The following is a 25,332-nucleotide window of genomic DNA, read 5'->3' as shown; positions in this document are numbered from 1 at the left end:
TACTTTGCTTTCGCGACCCGTCGGTCGCTACGATAGGAGCAAGACAGACTCACAGGATGGCATAAATGAGCACAAACAGACCCCACCACCAGCTGGATGACACGGATCGGACTATTTTGCGTCTGTTGCAACAGGACGGCACCCTGTCGAATCCGAAGCTGGCCGGCCATCTGTCACTGAGCGTGACGCCATGCTGGCGGCGGCTGAAACGGCTTGAGGACGAGGGCTATATCAGGGACTACCAGGCCAATCTGGACCGGCGCAAACTCGGCTACGACGTACTGGCTTTTGTCAGTCTGGGCTTCGGCGCCCATGGCGACGAAGCGCCTAACCGTTTCGAGGCGGCGATCCACGAGCATCCGGAAGTCCTGTCCTGCCACAAGATCACCGGCAATGCCGACTACCTGTTGCAGGTCGTGGCGGAAAGCCTCGACGCCTACAGCGCCTTCGTCGAAAACGTGCTGCGCAAGATGGATGGCATCCACTCGATCCACTCAAGCCTGGCCCTGCGCGAAATCAAGTCGTCGAGCCGGCTGCCGGTGCCGGAATGATGGCAGCTCATTGCAGAATCAGCTGGCTCAGCAGCGGATGCGGCTGGCGGTCGGCAGCGAACTGCTCCAGCGCTTCGGCCGACATCGGTTTGGCGAACAGGTAGCCCTGGTAGCGCAGGCAACCGCAACCCGCCAGTATCGCCAGCTGGGCCTCGGTCTCGACCCCTTCGGCAACCACCTCAAAGCCGAAGGATGCCGCCAGCGCGGTAATGGCGTGGATGATGGCCAGATTGCCGTTGTCGGCCGGCAGGCTGCGGACGAAGGACTGGTCGATTTTCAGTTCATCCAGCGGCAGCTGCGGCAGATAGGACAGCGACGAATAGCCGGTACCGAAGTCGTCCAGCGCAAAGCGCACGCCGTGCTGCTTGATCTCTTTCATGTGCGAACGGGCCTTGGCCAGATCCCCCACCAGCAGCGACTCGGTCAGCTCCAGCATCAGCATGGAGGCCGGCGCATCATGCCGCGCCAGCCCGTCCAGAATCTGCTGCACGAAGTCGGCCTGGTGCAATTGCACCGCACTGATATTGACCGACACCGACATCCGGTTCAGCTGCGGATGAGAGGCCCAGTGCGCCAGTTGCCGGCATGCGGTATCGAACACCTGACGGTCCATCTGCTGCAGCAGACCCGCCCGCTCCGCCGCCGGCAGGAAGAAGCCGGGCGCCAGCAGGCCGCGCTGCGGGTGCTGCCAGCGCACCAGCGCTTCGGCACCGCGCAGATTGCCCTGGGCATCGATCTGCGGCTGGTAGTACACGATGAACTCGCCATTCTGCAGCCCCAGCCGGATTTCATTTTCCAGCCGCAGCCGGGCGCTGACCTCGTCCTGGATGGCCGGGTCGAAGAAATGCAGTCCGTTCTTGCCGCTCTCCTTGGCCGCCGACAACGCAAGGTCCGCCTTGTGCAGCAGGTCCTGCTCGGGCTCGGCCGCGCCAAACAGGATGATGCCGATGCTGCCGGTGCAGGACTGCAGGCTGTCGCCCAGCCGGTACGGTTCGCGCAGCCCGTCCAGCAGTCGCTGCCCGGCCTGGGCCGCCTGCTCCGCCGCCTCGTCCTGGGCGGCAGGCAATCCTTCCAGCAGCACGGCGAACTCGTCTCCACCCAGCCGGGCCACCATGCCGTACTCCCACATCAGCTCTTCCAGCCGCCTGGCCACCTGCTGCAGGATCTGGTCGCCATGCGGATTGCCGTACAGGTCATTGATATTGCGAAAATCGTCGAGATCGATGCACAGCAGGGCGCCGGACTTGCCGGTTTTCGCGCAATGCGCCTGCACATGCTGCAGCCGGTCGAGCAGGCGCCGCCGGTTCGGCAGATCGGTCAGCGCATCGAAGAACGCCAGTTGCTGGATTTCCGCCTCGGCGGCCTTGCGCGCCGAAATGTCGCGCGTGACCATCACCACCGCCCGCTTGCCATCCAGATCCAGATCCAGCGCCTGCGCCCGGCCTTCGAAGGTCCGGTGCTCGGCACCGATCTTCAGCGTGTATTCGATTTCCTGTGGCTCATTGGTGGCAATAGCCTCACGGACAAAAGCCAGCAACCGGTCAGCCTTCAGCGCCGGCAGCACATCGTGCATGCGCTTGCCCTGCAGCCTGACCGCTTCGTCGTACAGCAGGTGACGCTGCTGGTTGGGCGACACGATCTCCAGATAACGGCCGTCTTCGTCCAGCACCAGCAACAGGTCGGGGATGGCACGGGTAATGGCATGCATCCGGGCTTCACTCTGCGCCAGTTCATGCTGGACGCTGCTGCGCCGCTGCAGATCTTCCAGCAGCAGCCCCAGCATCAGCGTGGTCGCCGGCATGGTGATCGCCATGGTGATAATGGCCAGATCCAGCGGCGTTTCCCGCAGTTCGGGAATCCGCACCAGCAGCAGCAGCGCGCAGGCATGGACCAGAAAGCTGAAGCCGGTCAGCTGCGGAATGCCCTTCCGTATCCAGCCACGAGTCGACGCATGGCGATAGCCCAGGCCAAACACCACGGCGAACAACATGCTTGCCGCACCGAAATAGGCGCCCCCGCCCCCGATCCCGAGCCGATAGGCAATCGCCAGGCCAGCCGCCAGCATCCCCACCAGCGGGCCGCCGAACAGCGCCGCCATGCTCAGGATGGCCAGCCGCGCATCAATGAAAAATCCCGGCGCCAGCACCAGTGGCCCCATCATGTTGACGATGGCCGTGATCCCGAACAGAAAGCCCGAGGTAATCTGCGCGGGCAGGCTCCTGCCATGCCAGTAGCGAACGTTGACCAACTGCAACCCGCACAGCAACAAGATGAGCACTACACTCTGGATGAAGTTCAGGATCATGGCGATGCGCACTTGTATTGTTGTTGTCGGAAGGCCTTCCCGGTATCAGGCAGGTCATGAAACGAAGCACACCCGGGCATGTCCTGCCTGCCCCCCGATGATACGCCTGTCACCGCTCCCCGAAGCCGGTTAATGACGAATGGTTTTGAACTGACGTTCCCGATTCTTTATGATCCGCCGGTCTTTTGATCTCCGCAAACTTGCACTACACAGCGCTGCCATCGCTGCCATCAGCATTCTCTGGCGCATTCCTTGCAGGATAATGGCATTGAATGGATACTGATTCAGGTGTGGTACTGCCGCCATCCCGACATCCAACGAGTGGAGTTTCCGCATGCAGTCGACCAGTCTTGTCCGTTGTGCGCAATCCAGCGCACCCGATCCGGTAGAGGCGGCAAGGGAATTTCATGCCGCCGTGCGCCAGGACGATATGGAACTGGTGCTGTTTTTCTGCTCCAGCGACTACGACCTCGATCTGCTCGCCGCAGAAATGAACCGCCTGTTCCCCGGCGTTCGCGTGATCGGTTGCACGACGGCCGGCGAAATCGGGCCGGCCGGCTATCTGACCCACGGCCTCAGTGGCGTCAGCTTTCCCAAATCCGGCTTTGCGATCGAAGTCGGCTTTATCGACAACGTGCAGTCGTTTGAATTCGAGCAGGGACGTTCGCTGACCTTTTCCGTCATGCAGCGGCTGGAAGCCCGCCCGTCGCTGGGCCCCCATCCCAGCCAGTTTTCCTTCCTGCTGATCGACGGTCTGTCAATGCGCGAAGAGTGGGTTGCCCGTGCTCTGCAGAATGCGCTCGGCAAGATCCCGCTGGTCGGCGGCTCGGCCGGGGATGACCTGAAATTCAGGGAAACGGCGCTGTTCCACAATGGCCGTTTCCACCTCAACGCCGCACTGATGATGCTGGTTTCCACACCGTATGCCGTCACCACCTTCAAGACCCAGCACTTTGTGCCCAGCACCAAGCGCCTGGTCGTGACGTCGGTCGACACGGCCAGGCGGGTGGTCAAGGAAATCAACGGCCGGCCTGCCGCCTCGGAATATGCCCGGCTGACCGGCGTGGAAGCGTCCGAACTGTGCCCGGCCCATTTCGCCGCACACCCGGTTCTGGTCATCATTGATGGTACGGGTTACGTGCGCTCGATCCAGACTGCCAATGCCGATGACACGCTGACCTTCTACTGCGCAATCGACGAGGGGCTGGTGCTGCGGCTGGCGGACCGGCTCGACCTGATCGACAGCCTGACGCAGGCCTTCGACGAACTGGGACAAGATATCGGCTCGCCGCAGCTGGTACTCGGTTGCGACTGCATCCTGCGCAATCTGGAAATCACCCAGCGCGACCTGAAGTCCACCGTCGGCGACATCCTGAACCGGAACCACACCGTCGGTTTCAGCACCTATGGCGAGCAATACCGCGGGGTGCACGTGAACCAGACGTTTACCGGCATCGCCATTGGCAGTCGCAGGGAGGCAGACCATGTATGAAAGTCACGTATTGCCGCGGCCCTGTTCCAGTCAGGAGCTGGAAACCGAAATCGCCCGGCTGAACAAGATCATCCAGGCGCTGATGCGGCGCGTCGAACGCAATATGGGCAGCGACGACTCCGACTTCAGCGTCTTCCAGACCGCGGTCATGCTCGACGATGCCGTGCAGATCCGCACCCGGGAGCTGGAAACGGCCTTGCAGAGCAATGAAAGGATCACCCGCAAGCTCAAGCATACCCAGGGCAAGATGGAGCAGGAAATCCTGGAGAGAAAACAGGTCCAGCAGATGCTGGAGGACGAGCATGGCAAGCAGGCCGCGCTGATCGCCAGGCTGGAGGATGCACAGGTCCAGGTGGTGCAGGCCGAACGGCTGGCATCGATCGGCCAGCTGGCAGCCGGCGTCGCCCACGAGATCAACAATCCGATCGGCTTCGTCAATTCCAACCTGAGCACGCTGAACGGCTATTTCCACAACCTGCTTGAACTGCTGGATGCCTACGTCGCAGCCGAAAGCCATATCCCTGCCGACAGCGAGCTGCGTGCACGCATCGATAACGCCAAGGTCAAGGCCGACTTCGACTACCTGAAGGAAGATGTCGGCGCCCTGATCGCCGAATCGATCGATGGCACGGGGCGCGTGCGCCGCATTGTCCAGGACTTGCGTGATTTTTCCCGGGTCGGCGATGCCGAATGGGAATCGGCCGATATCCATGCCGGCCTCGACAGCACGCTGAACGTGGTCTGGAACGAGATCAAATACAAGGCCGACGTCATCAAGGAATATGGCGATCTGCCGCGCGTGGAATGCCTGCCGTCACAGTTGAACCAGGTTGTCATGAACCTGCTGGTCAATGCCGCCCAGGCCATGCCGGAGCATGGCGAGATTCACCTCCGGACCGGCCGTGAAGGTGAGCGGATCTGGATCCAGGTGGCTGACAACGGTCAGGGCATTCCTGCCGCACTGCTGCCGCGCATTTTCGATCCGTTCTTCACCACCAAACCGGTCGGCGCCGGCACCGGGCTGGGTCTGTCCGTGTCCTATGGCATCGTCCAGAAGCTGGGCGGACAAATCTATGTCGCCAGCACGGAAGGCAAAGGCACTACATTCACTATTTGGTTGCCGATTCATCGTGCACACCCATCCAGCCCGCCGCCGGACGCACCCTGACCACTCAATTCATTCACTGCCAGCCCCGACAGGATTGCCATCTTGACGACTTCACCTGACTCCCTTGCGCCCGGCAATACTGCCCAGGGCTTTACCCTGCTGTTCGTCGACGACGAAGCCAATATCCTGTCCTCACTGCGCCGGCTGTTCCGCCCCCATGGCTACCGGATCCTGACCGCCGACGGCGGCGAGGCCGCGCTGGCCGTGCTGGAAACCGAAAGCGTGGATCTGGTGGTATCGGACATGCGCATGCCGGGCATGAGCGGTGCGGCACTGCTGGCCACAATCCGGCAGCGCTGGCCGGATATCACCCGCATTCTGCTGACCGGTTACGCCGACATGCAGTCGATGATCGAGGCGATCAATGTTGCCGGCATCAGCCGCTATATCGCCAAGCCGTGGGAAGACCAGGACATCCTTCGCATCGTCGAAGATGCGCTGACCATCAAGCTTCTGTCGCGTGAAAAGGCCCGGCTGGATCAGCAGGTGCGCGAGCAGAACGATGCGCTGACCATGCTGAACGCCTCGCTGGAAGACAAGGTCCGCGAACGGACCCTGGCGCTGGAAAAGGCGATGAGCGAGGTAAAGCTTGCGCACGAGCGGCTGAAAAAAGGCTTCGTGACCTCGGTGAAGATGTTCTCGGCGCTGATCGACATGCGCAGTGGCACCCTTGCCGGCCAGTCCCGCAATGTGGCCAACCACGCCCTGCTCATTGCCCGGCAACTCATGCTGCCGGAAGCCGAAGTTCATGACATCTTCATTGCCGGCCTGCTGCACAGTATCGGCAAGATCGCCTTCCCCGACACGCTGCTGGCCAAACCGATCAGCCTGATGAGCACGGCCGAACTCGAAACCTACAAGCAGTACCCGGTCAACAGCCAGGCCGCACTGATGGCATCCGAGCAGCTGCAGGTCCCGGCCCAGCTGATTCGCAACCAGCATGAGCGCATGGATGGCCTCGGCGTACCGGACCGCCTGAAAGGCGACCAGATTGCCATTGGTTCGCGCATCCTCGGCGTGGCGGCCGATTTCCAGGCGCTGCAGGCCGGCATCGTCACCGGGCAGCGCATGGATGCCCGCGCCGCGCTGAAGCAGCTGGAAGCCAGCCGCGAGTCGCGCTATGACGGCGCCGTGCTCGATGCATTGCAGGCCGTGCTCGCCGCCCAGCCTTCCGAGGTGGTAGAGCGCGAACTGTACTCCCGGGATCTGGTACCGGGCATGACGCTGGCGCACGATCTGATCGTCAACGGGGTGATGCTGCTGGCACGGGACTATGTACTCGACGATCGCCTGATCCGCCTGATTCGCCACTTCGAGGAAGGCGCCGGCAGCAAGCTCAATATCTTCGTCAGGGCCTGACGCTTTCAGCGGTCCCCGATGTCCGGCAGGTGCTGGCGCAACACCGCCAGTGCCTGCCGATGCAACTGGGCCACGCGGCCGGCGGAAAGATCAAGGGCAACGGCAATGTCGGCAAACGGCATGCCCCCCAGATAATGCAGGCGAATGACCCGCTGTTGCTGCGGTGTCAGCCGTCCGATGGCAGCCAGCAGCAACGTGCGCCATTGCTGCTGCAGGCAGGCCGCAGGTGGTGCCCGCGCCTCGTCGTCCGCCCCGGAGGCCAGATACATGCCGGTCCCTTCCAGCATGTAGGCGATGGCCAGGCCGATGGAACGGGACATCAGTTGCGCAAACGGCCTCTCTGCGTCCGGAATGACAGCGGGTGATTGCAGATACCGCTGCCGGACCCGGTACTGCCGGTCCGCCTCGGTCGCCTGCGTGATGGCATTGGCCATTTCGCCGTGGATACGGCGGGTGGCAAAGGTCTTGAAATCCACGCCCCGACCGGGATCGAAACGATCGACCGCTTCCAGCAGGCCGGCCACGCCGCTCTGATAGAAGTCCATGAATGCCAGCGACGGCATGAACTGGCGGGCATAGGCACCAGCGGCCAGAATCCGGACCCAGGGCAGATAGTGTTCAACCAGTCGACGCCGCAGCGTGCTGTCGCCGCTGGCGTAAAATCCGGTCCACAGCGCCACCGGAACATCCGCCCATGACCGGTCGTCCCGCCGGCCAGTCATGCCTTACCAGGTGCTGTCCGACAACAGCACGCGGACCAGCAGTAGCCAGCCATCGATCGAGACGAACATCAGGACCTTGATCGGCAGCGAAATGATCACTGGCGGCACCATCATCATGCCCAGCGACATCAGGATGCCGGCAATGATGATGTCGACCAGCAGAAACGGCAGGAACACGACAAAGCCGATCTGGAAAGCCAGCCTCAGCTCTCCGAGCAGAAAGGCCGGTGCCAGATGAACCAGCGCCGGCGATGCCGTTGCGGCATGCGGTTCCGTCTTGCCGGACAGCGCCAGCACCGCATCCAGATCCTGCTCGCGGGTGCGGGCCAGCATGTAGTCTTTCATGACCTCGCCCGCCCGTCCCAGTGCCTGCGCGGTATCGAGCTGTTGCGCCAGCAATGGCACGGCCACTTCGCGCTCCAGCCGGGCAAAGGTATCTCCCATGGACAGCAGGGTCAGAAAGGCGGCCAGCAGGATCAGCACGCCGTTGGGGGGCGTGTCAGGCATGCCCATCGCATGCCGCAGCATCGACAGGACAATGATGATGCGGGTAAAGCAGGTCATCACCAGCAGCAGCCCGGGAATCAGCACCATCAGTGCCAGCGCGACGGCAATCGCCACCGCGCGCGCACCGTTTTCACCGCCAAGCAGCAGCGGCAATGCCTCGCCGAGGCTGTCCTGCGCATGGCAGGGCAGCGCCTGGCACAGCAGCCAGAGGGGCAGCGATCTTATCCGCATCCGATCTCCGTCACGCCATGCTCGTGTTCGACGATGATCATCTCGCGCGTCCGGTAGCGGACCACGTACAGGGTTGCCTTGCCTGACAGGCGGCAACGGTGGGTAATGGTCAGTGCCTGCCCCGCACCGGCCGGCAAGCGCTGCTGGCGTCGCCTGAACCAGCACACCGCAGCCCCTGCCAGCAGCAGCCCCGACAGAATCAGGTACGGCCCCTGCAGGTCCGGCATCATGCCTGCAGCCGGAACCCGCCCGGCAGACGGCTCACCGAAGCACGGCCCGGCCAGGACGGCGCACGGCAGCACCAGCCCGACCCGCTCAGGGCCGCAGTGACGAGAGGGTTTCAACCTGGACTCCCAGAAAGTCATTCACCACCACCAGCCGTCCGCGGGCGACCACCGTGCCATTGAGCAGCATGTCGACCGATCCGTCCGGCTGGCTGTCCAGCGTCACCACCTCTCCCGCCTTCAACCCGCCCAGCGCGGACAGGCTCAGGCGCACCGACCCGACCCGCGCATCCAGATCCACCTTCAGATCCCCCAGCAGCCCCAGCCGGCCGGCCAGCAGCGACTCTCCGCTGCCGGCGTCCGACTCCAGCTCCATCAGCACGGAGCGACGAATGTCCTTGTTCATCTGGCCTCTTGTCGTAATGGTAGAAATTTGACTGCCAGCCGGTCGTGCTTGCGGCCCAGCAGCCCCTGCCCGACGACCCCGCCTCCCGCCAGCCGGATGTCGAACGGATCGTCGCCCCGGTGATCGAGCCGCAATATGTCGCCCGCACTGGCCGTCATCAGTTCCTCGACCGAAAACGAGGCCGAGCGGGCGGTCACTTCCAGCACCACCGGATTCGCCAGCCGGGCCTGGCTCAACAGCAGTGGCGGCAACACGTCGCTTGCCGGCTGCCTGGCCGGCAGATGGCTGGCAACGCAGGCAGCCGGCAACAGCACGTCAAGCGAGTGCCCTGCCCGGTCGATCGTCAACAGCACGGCCCCGGACCGATCCTGACCGTCGGCAATCGCCAGGCGGTCCGGGGTAACGGCCAGTCCACGGCACAGGGCCTGCAGCGCGGCGCCCAGCGTCGCGTCGACCAGCCGGTTGCCTGCAGGCAACGCCGCCACCGCGCAGCCGAAACACTGCCATGCCAGCCACACACCGGCGGGGTCGTCAGGGGCGTGCAGGGCCCCGGCGTGGCCCTGTCCGGTGAAGGGGTGGAACACGGCCGGGCTTTCGCGTTCGCCCCGGCCGACGGCCCGGGCAGCAAGCGCGAATTCACCGGGCATGCCTGCCCACGCGTCACCCCACGCCTGCAGCGGCGTTTCCAGCGACCGTTCCAGCAGACGCAACTCGGACCCGGCATACAGCCGATAGTCCTGTACGCCGCTCACCGACGCCCCCGTATTTCCAGTGCCTGCTGCAGCATTTCATTGGCCGCCGCCACCAGCTGCGACGCGGCCTGATAACCGCGCTGGCTGACGATCAGCTCGCTGAATTCGGTCGCCAGCTCGACGTTGGACATTTCCAGCATCCCGCCGGCGATGCGGCCAAACACGTCCCCGGCCGGTGCGCCAATACGGGCTGGCGGCGCCCCGGCCGACAGCCAGGCTCCGGCGCCGGCGCGCAGCAGCTGCTGTGCGGGGCGCTCGAACCAGGCCAGCGCAAGCTGCCCTCCATCCGCGGTCTGGCCATTCGTGTAATGGGCCTGCACCCGCCCCCGGGCATCAACCGTCATCCGGGTCAGGCTGCCCGGCGGGTAACCGTCCTGCTATTCCAGTTTCAGCGTCGATGTCGAGCCACCGGACAGGTGAGTGACGCCGGACAAGGTCCCGGGGCGACCAAAGTCGAGGCGAACCCGCGATACGCCGCCGCTGGCGGCCGTCAGCGCAATGGACAGTTCGCCGGAGCCGGCCAGCGGCGAACCGGCGGCATCGAAGCGCAGATCACCACCGCCCGATGCATGACCGGTGGCGCCCTCGCTGATATCCAGCCGCCACTGCCCCGGCGGCATCGCGCCATCCCGCCGGAAATGAAGGGTCAGCTCGCGCCGGGCCCCGGCATGATCATGGACCGGCACCTCGATGCGGTGGCTTGATGCATCGGTCGACAGATTGCCGCTGAAGCGCAGCAGCCCGGTCGGTCTGCCGGCCCGGACACGCAACCCGGCCAGTGACAGGTCGACCAGCCGGCCGTGCGCATCCAGGCCCTGCACCTGTGAACGGTCGGTACGCCGGATCAGCCGCCCGTCACGATCGACATCCAGCTCGCCGGTCCGGAAGTAATGTGACTCGCCGCGCAGCCGCGACACCAGGAAACCGTCCCCCTCCACCGCCACATCAAGCGGGTTGGCAGTCGCCCGCAGCTCGCCCTGACCAAAGTGGCTCTCGACGGCAGCAATCCGGACGCCGCCGCCGCTGACGCCCATGTCCCGGCGTGACATCAGTTCGGCATAGCCCAGCGTGGTCTTCTTGTAGCCCGGCGAGTTCAGATTGGCGATGTTGTGGCCGATATTCGCCAGCCCGCGCTGAAAACTCCGCAGCCCGCTAAGCCCGGTATGAATCGTGGTCAGCATTGGCGTTACCTCACCACGGTAATCCGTGACAGGGACAGACCGCTCAGCCACTCGCCCTCGACAGTCTTCACCGTCAGCGCGGGGCGGCCGGCGGCGAACGACAGGGTCGTGACCTGCCCGGTCAGCGTGCCCGAGGCCTGCGACACTTCCACCGTCCGGCCAATCAGCCCCAGCGACTGCTGCGCCGACTGGAACGCCAGCAGGGTATCCAGCCTGTCATTGGACTGACGGCTTTGCTCCAGCGCCGAGAACTGCGCCATCTGCGCCATGAACCGGGTGCTGTCCATGGGCTTCATCGGGTCCTGAAAGGTCAGCTGGGTGGAAAGAATGCGCAGGAAATCCGCCTGGGTCAGCCCGCGCACCGGTCCGGCACTGTCGGTCGGCACCAGGCCCAGTCCATCACTTGTCATCAGCAGTTGCTCCATGGTTTGCCGTCACGCCAGCCACGCCACGCGACCCTGAATGTCGATATCACCGGGCACGGTTGTCGTGCCCGGCACCCGCTCCAGCCTTACCCCGTTGACCACCACCCCGACCAGTTCGATGCCATCCCGGCGCAGGGCATCACCAAGTGCGTCGGCAACAGCCATGGCGCTGGCGCCATTCAGCCGGCTGTCCCTGACCCAGGCCCGCGCGACCCCGTCGTGGACAAATACCGTGACCTGAAACGGGCGGAAGACGGAATGAAACCGGCGGATCGCGCCCCCGCCGCCACAGCGGTTCGCCCCGTCCACCAGCGATGCCCCGCAGCCGTGGGCCCGTGCCGGGCATCCGCCAGCGGCGGGCAGCACCAGCGGCCGGCCGCTGGCCGCCGCCCCGCCTGCGGCAACCCCGACCTGCCGGATCGTGCCGGGCGGAAGAGCCCGGTCGGGGGGCCCTGCCGGCAGTTTGCGCAGGCCGGGTCGCTCGTCCCCCACCGGCAATGCATGCCTCTGGCCTGTACGGGCTTCGGGCAGCAGCCCGGCAGCCGTGCCGCTGGTCGTGCCGACCGCCCGGCAGCGGGTCGCCGCAGCCAGCTCGGCGTCAAAACGCTGTGCCCACTGCCTGCCGGCCAGCCGCGATGGCGCCGTGCCGTATCGGCTGACGGGCAAGGGCGGAGGCCGGTCCGGCGTGACATCAATCATCGGCTCCCCCCTTTCCGTCGCCAGATCTCCAGCGCGGCATCATCCTGGCATCGATAGCCGGCGCGGCATTTTCGCCAGTGCGCCTGTGCCAGAAACCGGTCCCGGTGCATCTCGAACCGACGTTGCTGCCGGTGTGCGTCGAAAGCGGCCCCGGAGGCCTCCTCCAGCCGGTCTTCCGCCTCGGCCAGCAGGGACTGGTACTGCCGCCATGCCTGCCAGCGCTCTGTCACAAAGCGCCGGGCCGATGCCTGGATACCCCCCGACCCGGCCCACACCGCTTCGCAGTCGCGGATCTCCGCCTGCAGTGCAGCCGACTGCCGCTGCAGTGCCTCCACGCAGGCCCTGGCTTGCGCCAGGGCGACACCCGCCTGCTGACGAGCAACCCGGCAGCGGATCAGGCAACCGTCGAACGGATAGCCCGTCAGACTCATGGCCGGCCTCCGTCCAGCGCGACGCCCAGCGCCGCCAGCGCCGTATCCCGGGCGCAGACCTCGCCGGTCGCCTGCTGCAGAAAACGATCCAGGGCCGGCCGGACCCGGATCGCGGCATCCAGCGCCGGCTGACTGCCTTCGCGATAGGCCCCCAGTGCCAGCACGTCCTGATTCAGCGCCAGCAGGCCCAGTGCCTGCCGGCAAGCGCACATCAGCGCCTGCGCGCCGTCATCCACCAGACCGGATGCCAGCCGGCTGACGCTGGCAAGCACGTCAATGGCCGGATAGTGCCCGCGCTGCGCCAGCTCGCGCGACAGCACGATGTGACCATCGGCAATGCCGCGCACACTGTCCGCAATCGGGTCATCGACATCGTCGCCCTCGACCAGCACCGTAAACAGACCGGTCATCGATCCGCCCCCCACCCAGGCACCGCAGCGCTCCAGCAGGCACGCCAGCGACGAGAAGACTGACGGCGTATAGCCGCGCGACGTCGCCGGCTCGCCGGTGGCCAGTCCGATCTCGCGCCGGGCCATCGCGTAGCGGGTCAGCGAGTCGACAATCAGCAGCACCGCCTGGCCACTGTCGCTGAAGAACTCGCCGATGGTCATCGCGGTCAGGGCCGCCGCCTCGCGCACCAGCGCCGGCTCGTCGGCCGTTGCCACCACCATCACCACATTGCGCATGCCGTCCGCACCCGGGCGGTTTTCAACGAACTCGAGCACTTCTCGCCCGCGCTCGCCAATCAATGCAACGACGATCACATCGGCCACGCAATGGCGGGACAGCATGCCGAGCAGCGTGCTCTTGCCGACCCCGCTGCCGGCCATGATCGCCATCCGCTGTCCGTAACCCAGTGTCAGCAGGGTATCAATGGCGCGGACCCGGGTTTCCAGGACGGTGTCGATGCCCCGGCGGGCCAGCGGACCGGCAGGCCGGCGGCGTATCGGACGGCGCTCGCCACCAGCGATATCGCCCTTGCCGTCCAGCGGCTGGCAGAACGCATCGACCACCCGGCCCAGCAGGGCTGGCCCCAGGTCGACCGACAGCGGCCGGTCGCAGGCGGTCACCCGGCTGCCGGCACGCAAGCCACCGGTCTCTCCGTATGGCAGCAACAGCAGGCGGACCCCATCCAGTCCGACCACCTCGGCCGGCAATGTCCGCCCCGGCAGGCCGATCTGGCAGAGATCACCGACACCGGCGCAGGCAGGCCCGGTTGCCTCGACCAGCAACCCGATCTGACGAACGACATGACCGACATGTTCGGTCAGACGGGCGGCCGCCACACGTTCGAGCAAGAGCGTCGAGACATCCGTCATGCCGCCCTCCCCGCCAGCGCCATGCCAAGACGAGCGAGCTGGACCGTCCACTGCGCATCGATATCGCCGCGCGCGGTGCCAATCACGCATCCTCCCCCGGTCACGCCGGGATCGGCCTGCAGGCCAAGGCGCGGCCGATCGGCCAGCATCGGTTCAAGCGTCCGCTGCAGCGCGTCCAGATCCGCCGGATGCAGGTGAAGCACGCAGTCCTCGTCGCGACCAACCTGCGCCAGCGCCTCGCAAACACTCGCGCGAACAAATTCCGTCGACACCGACAGCGAGCCGACCAGCCTGACCAGTGCCGCCATGACCACGGGTACGGCCAGTGCCTCGACCCGGTCCCATGCCTGCTGCTGTTGCCCGGGCAGCGCGGCCAGCAAGTCCTGCAGCCGCGCCCGCAACGGCGCCCCTTCCCGTTCCCCGTCCAGTTCGCCCTGGAGGAAACCGGCCCGGTAGCCATCATGGAACGCCTGTTGCCGTGCTGCCTCGGCCTGCGCTTCGGTGCGGCGTACCGCCAGTTCGACAGGGTCCGGAGCCGGTGGTCCCGCCGGCTCCGACCGGTCGTGCAGGGACACGGTATCGTGCGCGGAACCGGCCCGGCGCATGCCGACCACAGCCCCGGCGTCCTGCGCAAGCGGGTAACGGATCAGCTGTCCCATGTCAGCCCCTCCGCCGCCACGGCCACCATGCTTGCCGCCTGCCTTCCGGCGGCGACGCGGCGAGCGGGTGTCGTCCGACCTCGTCAACCAGCGACTGCAGCAGGAAATGGTCGAGGGCCGGCGCCCCCCGGCCGGGCAAGGCAGTCCAGCTTGCAGCCAGCGGGTCGGGTCGGGCCGCCGCCGCGGTCCCGTCCGATGCGCGATACTGCAGTACCAGCTGGCGGAGTCCCGTGCCCAGCACCGCCCCCAGTCGCGGCCACAGTGCTTCAGGCGCCAGGGCCAGACGTGCCGCCAGAGCCGGCAGCCGTTGCGCCAGCCAGATCCGCTCCTGTCCCGGCGTGAGCGCGGCATCGACAACCTGCGCCAGCGCCGGCAGGGACTGGTCCTTCAGGTCGCCCAGCACGGCATCCAGCCGCAGCCTCTCGTCAGGCGTAAGTTGCCCGGCCAGCCAGGCGCGGTCTCCGGACGACAAGGCCGAAACGGCCAGCGCAGCCCGCAGTGGTCGTGTCTCCGCGGTCTGATTCATGACGCGGTTTTCCCTTCATCGCCCACTGACAGCCAGCGTCGTACCTGTATCAGCAGGCGCGCGCGTTCATGCTCGCTCAGCGACACCGGAGGCAGACGGTGCCTGGCACGCCGTCGCCATAGCGACACCAGCATGCAGGCCACGACCGGCAGCAGCAAGACCGGCAGCCACAGCGGCGCAGGCGGCGGGATGTCGTGTGGTACCGCCGCCGGCTCATCATGCCCGGCCGGAAGCGCCAGTGCCGCCCCGACCTGGGTGAAGGCAATGCCATCACCCCGGTCCGTATCCAGCCCGACCGCAAGGCTGATGACGTCGCGCAGACGTGCGAGTCCGTCATCCGGCAGCGCTTCCCGCAGTACCACTCCCACACCGATACGGCGAATGGCCCCACTGCCAAGCACCGTCTGCCGGACTTCGCGTCCGGCAAGGTATTCGGCCTCGACACTGTCACTCGACGGGGAGGCGCCGACACTTGCTCCATCCGGCCCGGGGACGGGATTTTCTCCGGCCAGTCGGCGCTCGCGCTTGCGCACCAGCACGCCACTGCCGCCGCCATCAGCGGCAGTGCCCAGGACCGACTCGCGCGTCAGCCGGACAGCGGACGGGTCCAGCGCCACGTCGACAGCGACCGTCGCCCGCTCCGGCCCCAGCGTGGCATCCAGAATCCCGGCCGCCTTTTGCGCCAGATGGGTTTCGATATCCTTTTTCCATTGCAGACGCACATCCTCGGCAACCACGCCGTCGTCATCGCTGGCCCGCAACGACAGCGCCACGCCCCGGTGATCGAGCACGGTGACCGCCGACGGCGACAGGGCCGGAACCGCGGAAGCCACCAGGCGCTGGATGCCTGATACCTGCTCGCGCTGCAGTGCCCGGCCCTCGGTCAGCGTGACCCAGACCGACGCCTTGGCACCCGGTCCGCGCCGGCGCAGTGCGCTGCTGTCTGTCAGCGCCAGGTGAACGCGGGCACGACGCACCTCGTCAAAACCCATCACGGTCCGGGCCAGTTCCCCCTGCAAGGCACGCAGGTAATTGATCTTCTGCGAAAACTCGGTCATTCCGTATTCGGTCTGGCTGAACAGCTCCAGCCCGACCGTCCCTTTCAGATCCAGCCCGTCACCCAGCAGCTTCATTCGCATCGGGTACAGCACGTCACGATCCACCAGCACGCTGCGTCCCTGATCCGCAAGCTGGTAAGGCACCTTGCGTTTCTCCAGCGCCTCAACCACCGCCGACGCGTCAGCAGGCTCCAGCTCGGTAAACAGCACCTGAAAGTCGGGGCGGGTCATCCACCAGAACAGCGCGGCAAGCAGTACCGCCCCCCCGGCCACGCAGAGCGCCAGCCGTATCGCACCCTGCCCGTGCAAAGAGAAAAAACCGGTCATCGTCATCCCCTGTTTTCGTTGCGACGCGATTCCTGTGCGTCAGACCTGCATGCGCATGACTTCCTGATAGGCATCCAGCAAGCGGTTGCGTACCTGCATCAGCAACTCGAACTGCATGCGCACGGCTTCCATTTCCAGCATGACCCGGTGCAGGTTGCCTCCTTCCCCGCTGGCCATCCGCGACAGCAGGCCGGCGGCCCGATGCTCGGACTGTTCCAGCCGGGCCAGTGCCCGTTCAAATCCGCCTGCCGGCGCCATGCCTTGCCGTACCGCGCCCGGACCGGCCACAGCGGCCCCGCCTGTCACACCCGCGACGGCCTCCATCAGCGCCCCCCGATATCCAGCGCCCGGAGCGCCATCGTCCGTGCCGCATTGAATGCGACGACATTGGCTTCGTAGGCGCGGGTCGCCAGTGTCAGCACAAACATTTCATCCAGTGTCCGGATACCCGGATAGGCGACAAAGCCATGCTCATCCGCCAGCGGGTGGCCCGGATCGAGAACCCGCCGGGGGCCGCGATCCGCCGATTCGACAACCTGCCCCCGCACCAAACCGTCCGCCATGCCTTGACGCTCAGCCTGCAGCAGCCGCCCGAATGCCAGGCCGTCCGCGCGGGCCACCACCCGCAGTGGCCCGCGCGGCGTGACGCCAGCAGCCAGCGGCACATTGGCCCGGGCAATATTTCGCGCGGCCGTTTCGGCCCTGAGCTGTTCGATCCGCATCCCGCTCTCGCTGATTGCCATTGATTGCCATACCCCCATCAACGTCTCCCGTCCGAAATCGCCAGTTGCAGCATGACCAGTTGCCGGTTCACCCCCTTCAGCAACGCCTGGTAACGCAGCACGGTGTCGCCGAGCAGCGCCACCTGCCGGTTCAGCCCCCCTTCGCCAGGACCGGCCTTGCGAATCCGGACCACGCCATCGCCCCGGTCCGCGCCCTGTGCGTCGCGCAGTGCCTGCTCGAAATCCACCTGCAGCGCCACGTGTCCCGGGGTGTCCCGGTGGGCCAGATTGCGGGCGATCACCTGCTGGCGCAGCGCCAGGCCATCAAGGGCCGTCATCACCACATTCATGTGTTCCTCCCCCGGTCATTGAACGAGCAGCTCGGCATGCAGCGCCCCCGCCGCGCGAATGGCCTGCAGCACGGCGATCACGTCACGGGGACTGGCCTGGATCCGGTTCAGTGCCATCACCAGGTCGGCGATCGTCGACTTGCCAGGCAGCGTCACGCCGGCGGTCTGTCGTTCGTCGACGGCAATCCGGGTACGGGGCACGATGATGGCGTCCACAGGCCGCTGAAACGGAAAGGCCTCGCCTGTCACCGGTGACACCTGGTAGTCGCTGGAGATGGAGACCTGCAGTTCACCATGCATGACCGTGACCGGAGACAGCATCACGTTGCCACCCGCGACCACCGTACCGGTCCGCTCGTTCACCACCACGCGCGCACGCTCGTCGGGTTCGACCTCGATGCCCTCGATGCGGGACAGCAGGGCCATGACGGCTGCCTGTGCCCGCGCCTCAACCCGGACCTGCACCCGGTTTGCACCGACAGCGGTCGCCGGATTCCCGCCAATCCCCCGGTTGATCGCCGCGGCAATGCGGTTCGAGGTGGTGAAATCCGGCGTGTTCAGCAGCAGGAACACTCCCTCGTCGCTGACGATGCTGGCAGGTACGGCACGCTCGACGATGCCGCCTCCGGCAACACGGCCGACCGTGGGGTGATTTTTCTGCACGACATTGCCGTTGCCGTCATAGCGATAGCCCCCGACCGATACCGGCCCCTGCGCCAGCGAGTACACCTGGCCGTCACTGCCCTTCAGCGCCGTCAGCAACAGCGTGCCGCCAACCAGACTGCGTGCGTCACCGATGGCCGTCACCGTCACGTCCATCCGGTTGCCCGGCTCGGTCAGTGGCGGCAACGTGGCTGCCACCATGACGGCTGCGACATTGCGGCTGCTGATCTGCCCGCTGACCAGCCGGACGTCGAACTGATTGAGCAGATTGGCCAGGGTCTGCCGGGTCATCTGGCTGCGCGACGAATCCCCGCTGCCCGCCAGTCCGGTCACCAGTCCGAATCCGATCAGCGGGTTGTCCCGCCAGCCATCGAAACGCGCAAGATCCTTGATGCGCTGCCCCGCCATCGCCCCGCCGCAGGCCAACACCAGCGACAGAACGCAAGTGGTCATGAAACAACGACCGCGCGGCAGCCGGTTCATCGCCCGGCTTCCAGCCGGCCGGCACCGGTCACCCGGGCACGCACGGGGCCGGTACCCTGCAATGGCCGGACAAGTACGCTTTCCCCCGGGCCGGCATCGGCCAGCGCCCGGCCCGGCACGGCAACAGCCACGGCACCGCTGACGGCCTGCAGCCAGACCCGGTCGTGCCGGCGAACCAGAGGCACCGGCATCGTGTCCGCCGTGCCCAGCAGCAGTCCGGCCGGCAGAGTCCGCCTGGCGGCAAGCCCGGCGACGCCGGATAACGGGGGTCGCGAAATGCGCCAGCCAGTCGTATTGACCCGCCATGGTTCGGTATTGGTCTGGCTCAGCGCCTCCCCGCGCGGAATTTCGCGGAGAGTCCGGTATGCCGTCCGCCAGCAGTTGACGGCAAAGACCACGGTCGCGCGGTGATGCAGCGTTTCACCATCCAGCACATCAACCCGAACCGACTGCCGCCGGCGGCTCCCCGGCCCGGTCAGCTGGACCCGCAATTCGTGACCGGCAGGCAGCGCACCGCCGGATGTGCCCGGGTAGCGCAGCAGGCGGGTACGGTGGTGTTCGCATTGAGAGGTCAATGTGGCGGCCAGGGCCTCTCGCGCAGCGTCCGGCAGTGTTGTACCGGCCCCCTGGGACGGGACGGCAAGGACCGGTGCGATCGCGCACAGCAGGCCGTGGAGTCGGGGCAACGATGTACGCACGTCAGCCTCGCCGCAGGTTGTTGCTGATGGCCAGCATGTCATCCGAAGCCTGGATGATCTTTGCATTGGCCTCGAAGGCACGCTGCGCCAGCATCAGGCTGACCAGCTCATCCGCCATGCGCACATTGGCCCCCTCAAGGAAACGCTGTGCCAGCGTGCCCCGCCCATCCTCGCCCGGACGTGCAAACCAGGGTTCGCCGGACAGCGACGTCGCGGCATGCAGGTTCTCGCCCAGCGGACGAAGTGCCTCCATGCCATTGAACAGCGCCAGCTCGATCCGCCCGACCTCGACCGGTGCCGCCTCGCCGGCCAGGTGCACCGACACGGTACCGTCCCGTTCAATCCGGAACGCCTCCGCACCGGACGGAACCATGATCGGCGGCTGCAATGGCAGCCCGTTGCCCAGGGCCAGCAGACCGTCCGCATTGACCCGCAGTGATCCGCCCCGGCTGTAGGCAGCGCTGCCATCCGCCTGCAATACCTCGATCAGGCCTGCGCCATCAATGGCCACATCGAATGCTGAATCGGTACTGCGCAGATCGCCCTGGCTGAACACCGTGTCGACCGCACCGACGCGCGCTCCGGACCCGACATGAACGCCCGCAGCCCCCGGCAGGGCATGGGACAGACCACGATCGCGATAAACCAGATCACTGAATGCCACCCGGGCCCGCTTGAACGTCGGGGTGTTCATGTTGGCCAGATTGTTGGCGATGGTTTCCAGCCCCGTCTGCTGGGCAGCCATGCCGGTCGAGCCGATATACAGTGCATCCATCATTGGAAACGCTCCGTTCAGAATTCGCCCAGTGTGCGCAGGGTCCGGTCATGCAGGGCATCCAGCCCGTGCAGCACTTTTTGCAGGGACTCGAAATGCCGGGTCGTCGCGACCAGCGCCACCATTTCGGTGCTGGCATTCACGTTCGACATTTCCAGAAATCCCTGCCGGAACCGCCCTTGTCCCTCATGGCCCACCTCATCCACCCCGCAGTGAAACCGGTACAGCCCATTGCCGACCGCTTCCAGCCGCGTGTCAGGCGCAGGCTGTACCTGCCGGAGCCGCCCGACCCGGCGTTCCCCCTGAAAAAGCGCGCCCGAAGCGTCAATCCGGAATGCGCCCGCCTGCAGCAGCAGTGCCCCTTCTTCCCCGGCGACCGGCAGCCCGGAACCGGCAAAAACCAGCCGTCCCTGGTCGTCGCGCTGCAACATACCGCCCCGACTCAGCAGGGCTTGTCCCTCGACAGCCAGGAAGCCGCGCCCCTCCATCGCCACATCCAGCGGCGAACCGGTCCGACTCAATGCGCCCTGGCGCCGGTCCGGCTGCAGCAACGGTTCCCCGGAGCCGCCAGCCATGCTGAATACCCGCTTGAAACCGGCGGTCGAGACATTGGCCACGTTGTGCGCAATGGCACCGACCCGATCCATGTCGGCCCGCATGGCCGCCAGCAACACGCTGCCCAACTCATCCATGTCGATCTCCATCAGCACGACACAACAGCAAACGATTTCAGATTCACCCCCGACGGCACCTCGGTCATCGCCAGTACATGCAGGTGGGGAAGCATCCGTTCCACCAGCCGGCGAACCTGGACCCGGCACTCCGGCGCACACAGCAGCACCGGCATCCGGTTCGACCCCGCCATGCGTTCGGACTGGCCGATCAGTTGCTGGATCAGCCGTTCAGCAAAACGCGGGTCCAGCGAAATCGCCCCTGCCTGCCCGTCCTCCACCTGCCGCAGGCCGTCGTACAGCGTCTGCTCAACCGCGACATCAAGCGTCATGACATTCAGCGTGCCATCCGGATCAAGCAGTCCCTCACAGATCGCATTGCCAAGCCGCTGCCGTACCCTGGCCGTCAGTGCATCCACATCACGGTTGTCCCGCGCCGCATCGGCCAGTACCTCAAGAATCAGCGGCAGCGGCCGGATCGAGACCTTCTCCCGCAGCAGAGACTGCAATACCCGCTGCACGTCTCCTGCAGACAGCACGGTCGGCAGCAGTTCGTTGACCAGCGCCGGCTGTGACTGGCGGACATGCTCCAGCAGCCGTTCGGTTTCTTCACGGGTCAGCAGTTCTGCGGCGTAGCGCCGGACCAGCTCGGTAAAGTGGGTCATGAACACCGTGGCTGCATCCACTACTGTGTAGTTGAGCCCTCTTGCCCGTTCCCGCTGTGCATCGTCGATCCAGAATGCCGGCAGGCGATAGGCCGGATCCGTCGTTGCCTCTCCCTCCAGCGCAGGCCGGTCGCCACCGGGGTGAATGGCCAGCCATTTGCCGACCCTCAGCCGCCCTTCTCCCACCCTGCTGCCACACAGGACGATCCGGTAGCCGGTGCCGGACAGGCTTCTGTCATCGCTGACGCGAACGGCAGGCAGTATCAGCCCCAGATCCAGTGCCAGTTGCCGGCGCAGCAGACCGATGCGCTCCAGCAGCAGCGCGCCGTTCTCGCCCATCAGCGGCACCAGATCCGCCCCCAGCCCGACAGACAGCGTGTCAACCTGCATGGCGTCGTACAGCGCATCGGCCTCCGCCGGCCGGGTCACCGCTGTCTCTGCGGGGACCGGCGCAGTCCCCGTCCGGATGCGCTTCAGGCACAGCGCCAGCCCCAGCAGCGTCAGGGCCAGCAGGCAGGTCAGCGTCCCGGGGAAGCCCGGCAGCCAGGCCAGCAGCAGCAAGGCAACCCCCACCATGATCATGATGTCCGGATAGGCCGAGAACTGGGTCGCCACTTCCCGGCTCAGCCGGTCGTCGGATGACGAACGGGTGATGATGATGCCGGTCCCCACGGCAATCACCAGCGCCGGAACCTGGGTGACGATGCCGTCACCGATGGTCAGCAGGGAATAGGTCTGCAGTGACGCCTGCCATGACAGCCCATGCTGGGCAACGCCGATGGCAAAGCCCCCGACCAGATTGATCAGCATGATGACGATGCCGGCAATGGCATCCCCCTTGACGAACTTGCTTGCCCCGTCCATCGCGCCATAGAAGCCCGCTTCCTGCTCTATCGTCTTGCGCCGGCGCTGCGCGGTCTCCTGATCGATAAAGCCCATGTTCAGGTCCGCATCGATGCTCATCTGCTGACCCGGCATGCTGTCCAGCGTGAAGCGCGCCGCCACTTCGGCCACACGCTGGGCACCACTGGTCACGACCACGTACTGCACGACGACCAGAATCAGGAACACGATGATGCCGATCACATAATTGCCCCCGACCACATAGGCACCGATGGCGGCAATCACGCGGCCAGCCTCGCCATCAGCCAGGATCAGCCGGGTAGCCGCCACATTCAGCGCCAGCCGGAACAGTGTCGCGATCAGCAATACCGAGGGGAAGGTGGAAAACTCGACCGGCTTTCCCACATGGAAGGTCAGCAGCAGCACAAACAGCGCCAGACTCAGGTTGAGCAGCAGCAAGCCATCCAGCAGCCAGGAGGGAATCGGCGCGAACAGCACACACAGGATGCCGACCGTCAGCATGACGATCCACACGTCCGGGCTGTTCCCGAGCAGGCGGACTAGCTTGTCCATCGTTGACGCATGCCCGGGACCGGCACATTGCCAGCCTTGATCCGGAATGCCCATATCAGGGCCTTGGCCACGCCCTCGAAATGCTGGTCCGGAATATCCTGACCCGCCTCGGCATCCTTGTAGAGTTTTTGCGCCAGTACCCGGTTTTCCATGATCGGCACCTGATGATGGTGCGCAATTTCCTTCATCCTTTCCGCCAGCTCACCCTCACCCTTGGCCAGCAGCAATGGCACTGCCATTTCGTCCTTCTTGTAGCGGATGGCCAGTGCCAGATGCTGGGGGTTGACCAGCAGGACATCCGCGTCCTTGACGCGTGAGACGGAACGGATCTTGTTCATGAATAGCAGCCTGATTTCGCGCAACCTGGATTTGATTCGCGGGTCGCCATCTCGCCGTTTGATTTCCTCGCGCAATTCTCTTTTCGACATGCGCAATTTGCTCATGACGGAACGACGGACCCACCCCCAATCGACGATGGCAAATACGAGCATCGCCAGAAACAGGCGTTGCAGCACCAGAATCAGTCCTGCCCCCGCCTCCTTGCCCGCCCTGTCCGCTGCCATGACCGGCAATGGCAGCCAGCCCGGCAGCAACGTCGACAGCGCGTGATACAACACTGCCGAAAAAACCAGAAACCTGACCACCGACTTGCCTGCCTCGAACAACACGCGGCGGTTGAACAAGCGTTTGAAGCCATTAGCGGGGCTCAGCCGACTGAAATCCGGCTTCAGTGGCGCCGCCGTCCATTTCATGCCGACCTGCAACATCCCGGCAGCAAGACTGACGAGCAATAACGCGATCCAGAGCGGCGCCAGTACCAGCACGGCACGCCAGGCGACGGCAGCACTCCATGCGGCAAGTTGCTGCGGCCCGCTGGCTTCAGCCCGACCCGGCAACCACATTTCCCGCCACAGCGCCGCCAGATCCGCATGCAGGAAGGCACCACCCATCACCAGGATCGCAAGCAGCGTCCCGACGGCGGCAGCAGCATAAACATCCGGGCTCCACGCCACCGTGCCCTGCTTGCGCGCCTCACGCCGCTTGTGCGGTGTGGCTTCTTCCGACCGGTCCTGTTCCTGCATCCTTGTGCCTGCGGTTCAGTCATGCGGCCACATCGACCAGTAATGCAGGATGGACGTGAACCAGCGCTCGAAAAAACGCCCCAGTTGCGGCAGCAGCACGGCAAGAAACAACAACCCGGCCGCCACCTTTACGGGAATCGACACCAGAAACGCGTTGAATTGCGGCATCGAGCGAGAAATCAGCGCCATACCCACATCCAGCAAAAACAATCCGATCATGACGGGTGCCGCCAAAGCAACGCCCAGCGCGAAAACCAGCCCGGACTGTTTGACTGCTGCCAGCAGCGATGCATGAGGCACCGCGCTCCCCAGCGGGAAATCCACCAGTAGCAGCACAAAAAAACGCAGCAATACATATTGACCGCCGGTAGCATGCAGATACGCTACTGCCAGCAGAGTCAATAACCAGCCACTCAATGCCGTGGACTGTCGTGCAAGTGGATTAAGCACACCCGCCAGACCAAATCCCATTTGTGTATCCATCACTCGCCCGGCAAGGGATAACGCAGCAAACGCCACCTGAATTCCATATGCCAGCAAGCAACCTGACAGCAAGGCCGATCCCGCCTGAAAAACAACCAGCACCATGCCGGAAGGCGCGGATATCCATGGAGAAACCTGACCGGCCACAAGCCCGGACAAACCGATAACCAGCAAACTCTTTACTGCCCCCGGTACAACGCCAACCCCCAATAGCGGCGTAAGAAACAGAACCGGTGCCAGTCTGAGTGACAACAAAAACACCGTATACAGCCAGGCCAGCCCCTCCGGCACGGCTAGATGTGAAACAGCAAAGGAATCTGGCCGATCAGGGTTGTTGCATAGGCAAGCAGTGTTTTCAGCATCCATGGCCCCATCAGCCATATCACGGCGGCGACCGCGAGGATTTTCGGCACAAAGGCCAATGATGCATCCTGTATCTGGGTAATGACCTGAACCAGGCTGACGGCAACACCCACTCCAACCGTAGCCAGCAGAACCGGGCCTGCCAGCAATAACGCATGCCACAGCATCTGGGTACCCAGTCGCAAAGCCATTTCGTCGGTCATTCTGTTTGCCTGCCGGTCAGAATCTCAGTTGTCACCATCATCGGCTGTGTGCAAACCAATTTCCATCAGAGGAATCCTATTTTTCAAAAAAATTGTGAATGGGGCGTCTCTGCTGTCAGCCGGCATGCGCCGGAGAGCAGGCCGACGCGCCAGTTCTGTCGGGCATGACAAGGCCGCCGCCATTTCCCCGCCATTCGATTGGGCTGCAGCGGAAACCCTGACGGCCAGCGTTGTTGTCGAAAGGTTTCGCCGCGATCCGGCCCCTGTTCGGCCGCAGGCCATGAAGAAGTGACTGGGTTCCGCCCGAGGCCATGCTATTGAGGGTGCCACTCAGCAATGAGCTGCCGGAGTCCTGCGGCATGCATACCCTTGCCGACGCTGTGGCCAAGCACCGCACCCGCACCGGCTGCAGCGAC

Annotated in this window: 29 protein-coding genes and 1 pseudogene; 4 read left to right on the top strand and 26 right to left on the bottom strand. The window is 65.1% G+C overall.

Annotated elements, in window-relative coordinates; all coding sequences use genetic code 11:
- The first annotated feature begins 65 nt into the window (after positions 1–65).
- Positions 66–551 (top strand): Lrp/AsnC family transcriptional regulator, encoded by a 486-nt coding sequence (locus tag ACYVG8_RS07480; protein WP_112692560.1) that lies wholly within the window; start codon positions 66–68, stop codon positions 549–551.
- A 7-nt stretch (positions 552–558) separates the two neighbouring features.
- Here ACYVG8_RS07480 and ACYVG8_RS07475 read toward each other — a convergent pair whose 3' ends face one another.
- Positions 559–2,829: a putative bifunctional diguanylate cyclase/phosphodiesterase gene (locus ACYVG8_RS07475; RefSeq protein WP_158537445.1), complete on the bottom strand. Its 2,271-nt coding sequence runs from the start codon at positions 2,827–2,829 to the stop codon at positions 559–561.
- 361 nt (positions 2,830–3,190) lie between these two features.
- Here ACYVG8_RS07475 and nosP point away from each other — a divergent pair, with 361 nt between their 5' ends.
- Genes nosP through ACYVG8_RS07460 form a run of 3 tightly spaced genes read left to right on the top strand, consistent with a single transcriptional unit; the run spans position 3,191 to position 6,875 of the window.
- Positions 3,191–4,348, top strand: a complete 1,158-nt coding sequence (gene nosP, locus ACYVG8_RS07470; RefSeq protein ID WP_107889811.1) for a nitric oxide-sensing protein NosP — start codon at positions 3,191–3,193, stop codon at positions 4,346–4,348.
- The gene (locus ACYVG8_RS07465) at positions 4,341–5,516 is read left to right on the top strand and encodes an ATP-binding protein (protein WP_199489816.1); all 1,176 of its coding nucleotides are present in this window, start codon (positions 4,341–4,343) and stop codon (positions 5,514–5,516) included. Before nosP ends, ACYVG8_RS07465 begins: the two co-directional genes overlap by 8 nt.
- Positions 5,517–5,558: 42 nt before the next feature.
- A complete protein-coding gene (locus ACYVG8_RS07460; RefSeq protein WP_028499097.1) occupies positions 5,559–6,875 on the top strand; it encodes a response regulator c-di-GMP phosphodiesterase, NosR family in 1,317 nt (438 codons plus the stop codon).
- Positions 6,876–6,880: 5 nt separating this feature from the next.
- Here ACYVG8_RS07460 and ACYVG8_RS07455 read toward each other — a convergent pair whose 3' ends face one another.
- From ACYVG8_RS07455 to ACYVG8_RS07335, 25 genes and pseudogenes are all read right to left on the bottom strand, one after another.
- Entirely contained in the window at positions 6,881–7,555 is a 675-nt protein-coding gene (locus ACYVG8_RS07455) for a sigma-70 family RNA polymerase sigma factor (RefSeq protein WP_169735644.1), read from the bottom strand.
- A 45-nt stretch (positions 7,556–7,600) separates the two neighbouring features.
- Positions 7,601–8,335, bottom strand: a complete 735-nt coding sequence (locus tag ACYVG8_RS07450; RefSeq protein WP_051528816.1) for a flagellar type III secretion system pore protein FliP — start codon at positions 8,333–8,335, stop codon at positions 7,601–7,603.
- Positions 8,326–8,679: a hypothetical protein gene (locus ACYVG8_RS07445; protein WP_159076051.1), complete on the bottom strand. Its 354-nt coding sequence runs from the start codon at positions 8,677–8,679 to the stop codon at positions 8,326–8,328. Before ACYVG8_RS07445 ends, ACYVG8_RS07450 begins: the two co-directional genes overlap by 10 nt.
- Positions 8,651–8,965 carry a FliM/FliN family flagellar motor switch protein gene (locus tag ACYVG8_RS07440; protein ID WP_051528815.1) on the bottom strand — a complete coding sequence of 105 codons (315 nt, stop codon included), beginning with the start codon at positions 8,963–8,965 and terminating at the stop codon, positions 8,651–8,653. Before ACYVG8_RS07440 ends, ACYVG8_RS07445 begins: the two co-directional genes overlap by 29 nt.
- The gene (locus ACYVG8_RS07435; RefSeq protein ID WP_460745305.1) at positions 8,962–9,717 is read right to left on the bottom strand and encodes a FliM/FliN family flagellar motor switch protein; all 756 of its coding nucleotides are present in this window, start codon (positions 9,715–9,717) and stop codon (positions 8,962–8,964) included. Before ACYVG8_RS07435 ends, ACYVG8_RS07440 begins: the two co-directional genes overlap by 4 nt.
- Positions 9,714–10,082: pseudogene (locus tag ACYVG8_RS07430) on the bottom strand (flagellar hook-basal body complex protein); the annotation flags it as partial. The gene ACYVG8_RS07435 and the pseudogene ACYVG8_RS07430, both read right to left, overlap by 4 nt.
- 12 nt (positions 10,083–10,094) lie before the next feature.
- The gene (locus ACYVG8_RS07425) at positions 10,095–10,898 is read right to left on the bottom strand and encodes a flagellar hook-basal body complex protein (protein ID WP_460745304.1); all 804 of its coding nucleotides are present in this window, start codon (positions 10,896–10,898) and stop codon (positions 10,095–10,097) included.
- A gap of 5 nt (positions 10,899–10,903) precedes the next feature.
- Positions 10,904–11,308 carry a flagellar hook assembly protein FlgD gene (locus ACYVG8_RS07420; RefSeq protein WP_028499091.1) on the bottom strand — a complete coding sequence of 135 codons (405 nt, stop codon included), beginning with the start codon at positions 11,306–11,308 and terminating at the stop codon, positions 10,904–10,906.
- A gap of 24 nt (positions 11,309–11,332) precedes the next feature.
- Positions 11,333–12,022, bottom strand: coding sequence for a hypothetical protein (locus tag ACYVG8_RS07415; RefSeq protein ID WP_460745303.1), 690 nt, complete (start codon positions 12,020–12,022; stop codon positions 11,333–11,335).
- A complete protein-coding gene (locus ACYVG8_RS07410) occupies positions 12,019–12,453 on the bottom strand; it encodes a hypothetical protein (protein ID WP_460745302.1) in 435 nt (144 codons plus the stop codon). Before ACYVG8_RS07410 ends, ACYVG8_RS07415 begins: the two co-directional genes overlap by 4 nt.
- Positions 12,450–13,772, bottom strand: a complete 1,323-nt coding sequence (locus tag ACYVG8_RS07405; protein ID WP_460745301.1) for a FliI/YscN family ATPase — start codon at positions 13,770–13,772, stop codon at positions 12,450–12,452. Before ACYVG8_RS07405 ends, ACYVG8_RS07410 begins: the two co-directional genes overlap by 4 nt.
- Positions 13,769–14,431: a FliH/SctL family protein gene (locus ACYVG8_RS07400; protein ID WP_460745300.1), complete on the bottom strand. Its 663-nt coding sequence runs from the start codon at positions 14,429–14,431 to the stop codon at positions 13,769–13,771. Before ACYVG8_RS07400 ends, ACYVG8_RS07405 begins: the two co-directional genes overlap by 4 nt.
- Before the next feature lies 1 nt (position 14,432).
- On the bottom strand, positions 14,433–14,957 hold the full coding sequence (locus tag ACYVG8_RS07395) for a hypothetical protein (protein WP_460745299.1): 525 nt from the start codon (positions 14,955–14,957) through the stop codon (positions 14,433–14,435).
- Positions 14,954–16,342 (bottom strand): flagellar basal-body MS-ring/collar protein FliF, encoded by a 1,389-nt coding sequence (fliF, locus tag ACYVG8_RS07390; protein ID WP_460745298.1) that lies wholly within the window; start codon positions 16,340–16,342, stop codon positions 14,954–14,956. Before fliF ends, ACYVG8_RS07395 begins: the two co-directional genes overlap by 4 nt.
- Positions 16,343–16,381: 39 nt before the next feature.
- Positions 16,382–16,666, bottom strand: coding sequence for a flagellar hook-basal body complex protein FliE (locus ACYVG8_RS07385; protein ID WP_460745297.1), 285 nt, complete (start codon positions 16,664–16,666; stop codon positions 16,382–16,384).
- The gene (locus ACYVG8_RS07380) at positions 16,666–17,064 is read right to left on the bottom strand and encodes a flagellar basal body rod protein FlgC (RefSeq protein ID WP_460745296.1); all 399 of its coding nucleotides are present in this window, start codon (positions 17,062–17,064) and stop codon (positions 16,666–16,668) included. Before ACYVG8_RS07380 ends, ACYVG8_RS07385 begins: the two co-directional genes overlap by 1 nt.
- Before the next feature lie 38 nt (positions 17,065–17,102).
- A complete protein-coding gene (locus tag ACYVG8_RS07375) occupies positions 17,103–17,402 on the bottom strand; it encodes a flagellar basal body rod protein FlgB (protein WP_315385016.1) in 300 nt (99 codons plus the stop codon).
- Between the two features lie 27 nt (positions 17,403–17,429).
- A complete protein-coding gene (locus ACYVG8_RS07370) occupies positions 17,430–18,530 on the bottom strand; it encodes a flagellar basal body P-ring protein FlgI (RefSeq protein WP_460745295.1) in 1,101 nt (366 codons plus the stop codon).
- A gap of 26 nt (positions 18,531–18,556) precedes the next feature.
- Positions 18,557–19,258 (bottom strand): flagellar basal body P-ring formation chaperone FlgA, encoded by a 702-nt coding sequence (flgA, locus tag ACYVG8_RS07365; protein ID WP_169735641.1) that lies wholly within the window; start codon positions 19,256–19,258, stop codon positions 18,557–18,559.
- 1 nt (position 19,259) lies between these two features.
- Positions 19,260–20,036 carry a flagellar basal-body rod protein FlgG gene (gene flgG / locus ACYVG8_RS07360; RefSeq protein WP_460745294.1) on the bottom strand — a complete coding sequence of 259 codons (777 nt, stop codon included), beginning with the start codon at positions 20,034–20,036 and terminating at the stop codon, positions 19,260–19,262.
- 14 nt (positions 20,037–20,050) lie between these two features.
- Positions 20,051–20,737: a flagellar hook-basal body protein gene (locus tag ACYVG8_RS07355; protein WP_460745368.1), complete on the bottom strand. Its 687-nt coding sequence runs from the start codon at positions 20,735–20,737 to the stop codon at positions 20,051–20,053.
- A complete protein-coding gene (gene flhA, locus ACYVG8_RS07350; protein WP_460745293.1) occupies positions 20,737–22,785 on the bottom strand; it encodes a flagellar biosynthesis protein FlhA in 2,049 nt (682 codons plus the stop codon). The genes ACYVG8_RS07355 and flhA overlap by 1 nt, the downstream gene beginning before the upstream one ends.
- Complete coding sequence (locus tag ACYVG8_RS07345) at positions 22,773–23,867, bottom strand: EscU/YscU/HrcU family type III secretion system export apparatus switch protein (protein ID WP_112692575.1); 1,095 nt, start codon at positions 23,865–23,867, stop codon at positions 22,773–22,775. The genes flhA and ACYVG8_RS07345 overlap by 13 nt, the downstream gene beginning before the upstream one ends.
- 15 nt (positions 23,868–23,882) lie before the next feature.
- Positions 23,883–24,716, bottom strand: a complete 834-nt coding sequence (locus ACYVG8_RS07340) for a flagellar biosynthetic protein FliR (protein ID WP_159076048.1) — start codon at positions 24,714–24,716, stop codon at positions 23,883–23,885.
- Complete coding sequence (locus ACYVG8_RS07335; RefSeq protein WP_107889791.1) at positions 24,644–24,916, bottom strand: flagellar biosynthetic protein FliQ; 273 nt, start codon at positions 24,914–24,916, stop codon at positions 24,644–24,646. Before ACYVG8_RS07335 ends, ACYVG8_RS07340 begins: the two co-directional genes overlap by 73 nt.
- Positions 24,917–25,332 lie beyond the last annotated feature (416 nt).

This window comes from Microvirgula curvata (genome assembly GCF_054781615.1).
This window is presented reverse-complemented; position numbering and strand designations above follow the sequence as displayed.

Excerpts from the sequence above, each read along its gene's own strand:
- ACYVG8_RS07340 (WP_159076048.1), bottom strand. The coding sequence starts at position 24,716 with ATGGATGCTGAAAACACTGCTTGCCTATGCAACAACCCTGATCGGCCA.
- ACYVG8_RS07395 (WP_460745299.1), bottom strand. The coding sequence starts at position 14,957 with ATGAATCAGACCGCGGAGACACGACCACTGCGGGCTGCGCTGGCCGTT.
- ACYVG8_RS07335 (WP_107889791.1), bottom strand. The coding sequence starts at position 24,916 with ATGACCGACGAAATGGCTTTGCGACTGGGTACCCAGATGCTGTGGCAT.
- nosP (WP_107889811.1), top strand. The coding sequence starts at position 3,191 with ATGCAGTCGACCAGTCTTGTCCGTTGTGCGCAATCCAGCGCACCCGAT.
- ACYVG8_RS07425 (WP_460745304.1), bottom strand. The coding sequence starts at position 10,898 with ATGCTGACCACGATTCATACCGGGCTTAGCGGGCTGCGGAGTTTTCAG.
- ACYVG8_RS07480 (WP_112692560.1), top strand. The coding sequence starts at position 66 with ATGAGCACAAACAGACCCCACCACCAGCTGGATGACACGGATCGGACT.
- ACYVG8_RS07415 (WP_460745303.1), bottom strand. The coding sequence starts at position 12,022 with ATGATTGATGTCACGCCGGACCGGCCTCCGCCCTTGCCCGTCAGCCGA.
- fliF (WP_460745298.1), bottom strand. The coding sequence starts at position 16,342 with ATGACCGGTTTTTTCTCTTTGCACGGGCAGGGTGCGATACGGCTGGCG.
- ACYVG8_RS07400 (WP_460745300.1), bottom strand. The coding sequence starts at position 14,431 with ATGGGACAGCTGATCCGTTACCCGCTTGCGCAGGACGCCGGGGCTGTG.
- ACYVG8_RS07375 (WP_315385016.1), bottom strand. The coding sequence starts at position 17,402 with ATGACGGCCCTTGATGGCCTGGCGCTGCGCCAGCAGGTGATCGCCCGC.
- ACYVG8_RS07465 (WP_199489816.1), top strand. The coding sequence starts at position 4,341 with ATGTATGAAAGTCACGTATTGCCGCGGCCCTGTTCCAGTCAGGAGCTG.
- ACYVG8_RS07370 (WP_460745295.1), bottom strand. The coding sequence starts at position 18,530 with ATGACCACTTGCGTTCTGTCGCTGGTGTTGGCCTGCGGCGGGGCGATG.
- flhA (WP_460745293.1), bottom strand. The coding sequence starts at position 22,785 with ATGGACAAGCTAGTCCGCCTGCTCGGGAACAGCCCGGACGTGTGGATC.
- ACYVG8_RS07440 (WP_051528815.1), bottom strand. The coding sequence starts at position 8,965 with ATGAACAAGGACATTCGTCGCTCCGTGCTGATGGAGCTGGAGTCGGAC.
- flgG (WP_460745294.1), bottom strand. The coding sequence starts at position 20,036 with ATGATGGATGCACTGTATATCGGCTCGACCGGCATGGCTGCCCAGCAG.
- ACYVG8_RS07420 (WP_028499091.1), bottom strand. The coding sequence starts at position 11,308 with ATGACAAGTGATGGACTGGGCCTGGTGCCGACCGACAGTGCCGGACCG.
- ACYVG8_RS07405 (WP_460745301.1), bottom strand. The coding sequence starts at position 13,772 with ATGACGGATGTCTCGACGCTCTTGCTCGAACGTGTGGCGGCCGCCCGT.
- ACYVG8_RS07345 (WP_112692575.1), bottom strand. The coding sequence starts at position 23,867 with ATGCAGGAACAGGACCGGTCGGAAGAAGCCACACCGCACAAGCGGCGT.
- ACYVG8_RS07380 (WP_460745296.1), bottom strand. The coding sequence starts at position 17,064 with ATGCGGATCGAACAGCTCAGGGCCGAAACGGCCGCGCGAAATATTGCC.
- ACYVG8_RS07355 (WP_460745368.1), bottom strand. The coding sequence starts at position 20,737 with ATGGAGATCGACATGGATGAGTTGGGCAGCGTGTTGCTGGCGGCCATG.
- ACYVG8_RS07450 (WP_051528816.1), bottom strand. The coding sequence starts at position 8,335 with ATGCGGATAAGATCGCTGCCCCTCTGGCTGCTGTGCCAGGCGCTGCCC.
- ACYVG8_RS07385 (WP_460745297.1), bottom strand. The coding sequence starts at position 16,666 with ATGGAGGCCGTCGCGGGTGTGACAGGCGGGGCCGCTGTGGCCGGTCCG.
- ACYVG8_RS07410 (WP_460745302.1), bottom strand. The coding sequence starts at position 12,453 with ATGAGTCTGACGGGCTATCCGTTCGACGGTTGCCTGATCCGCTGCCGG.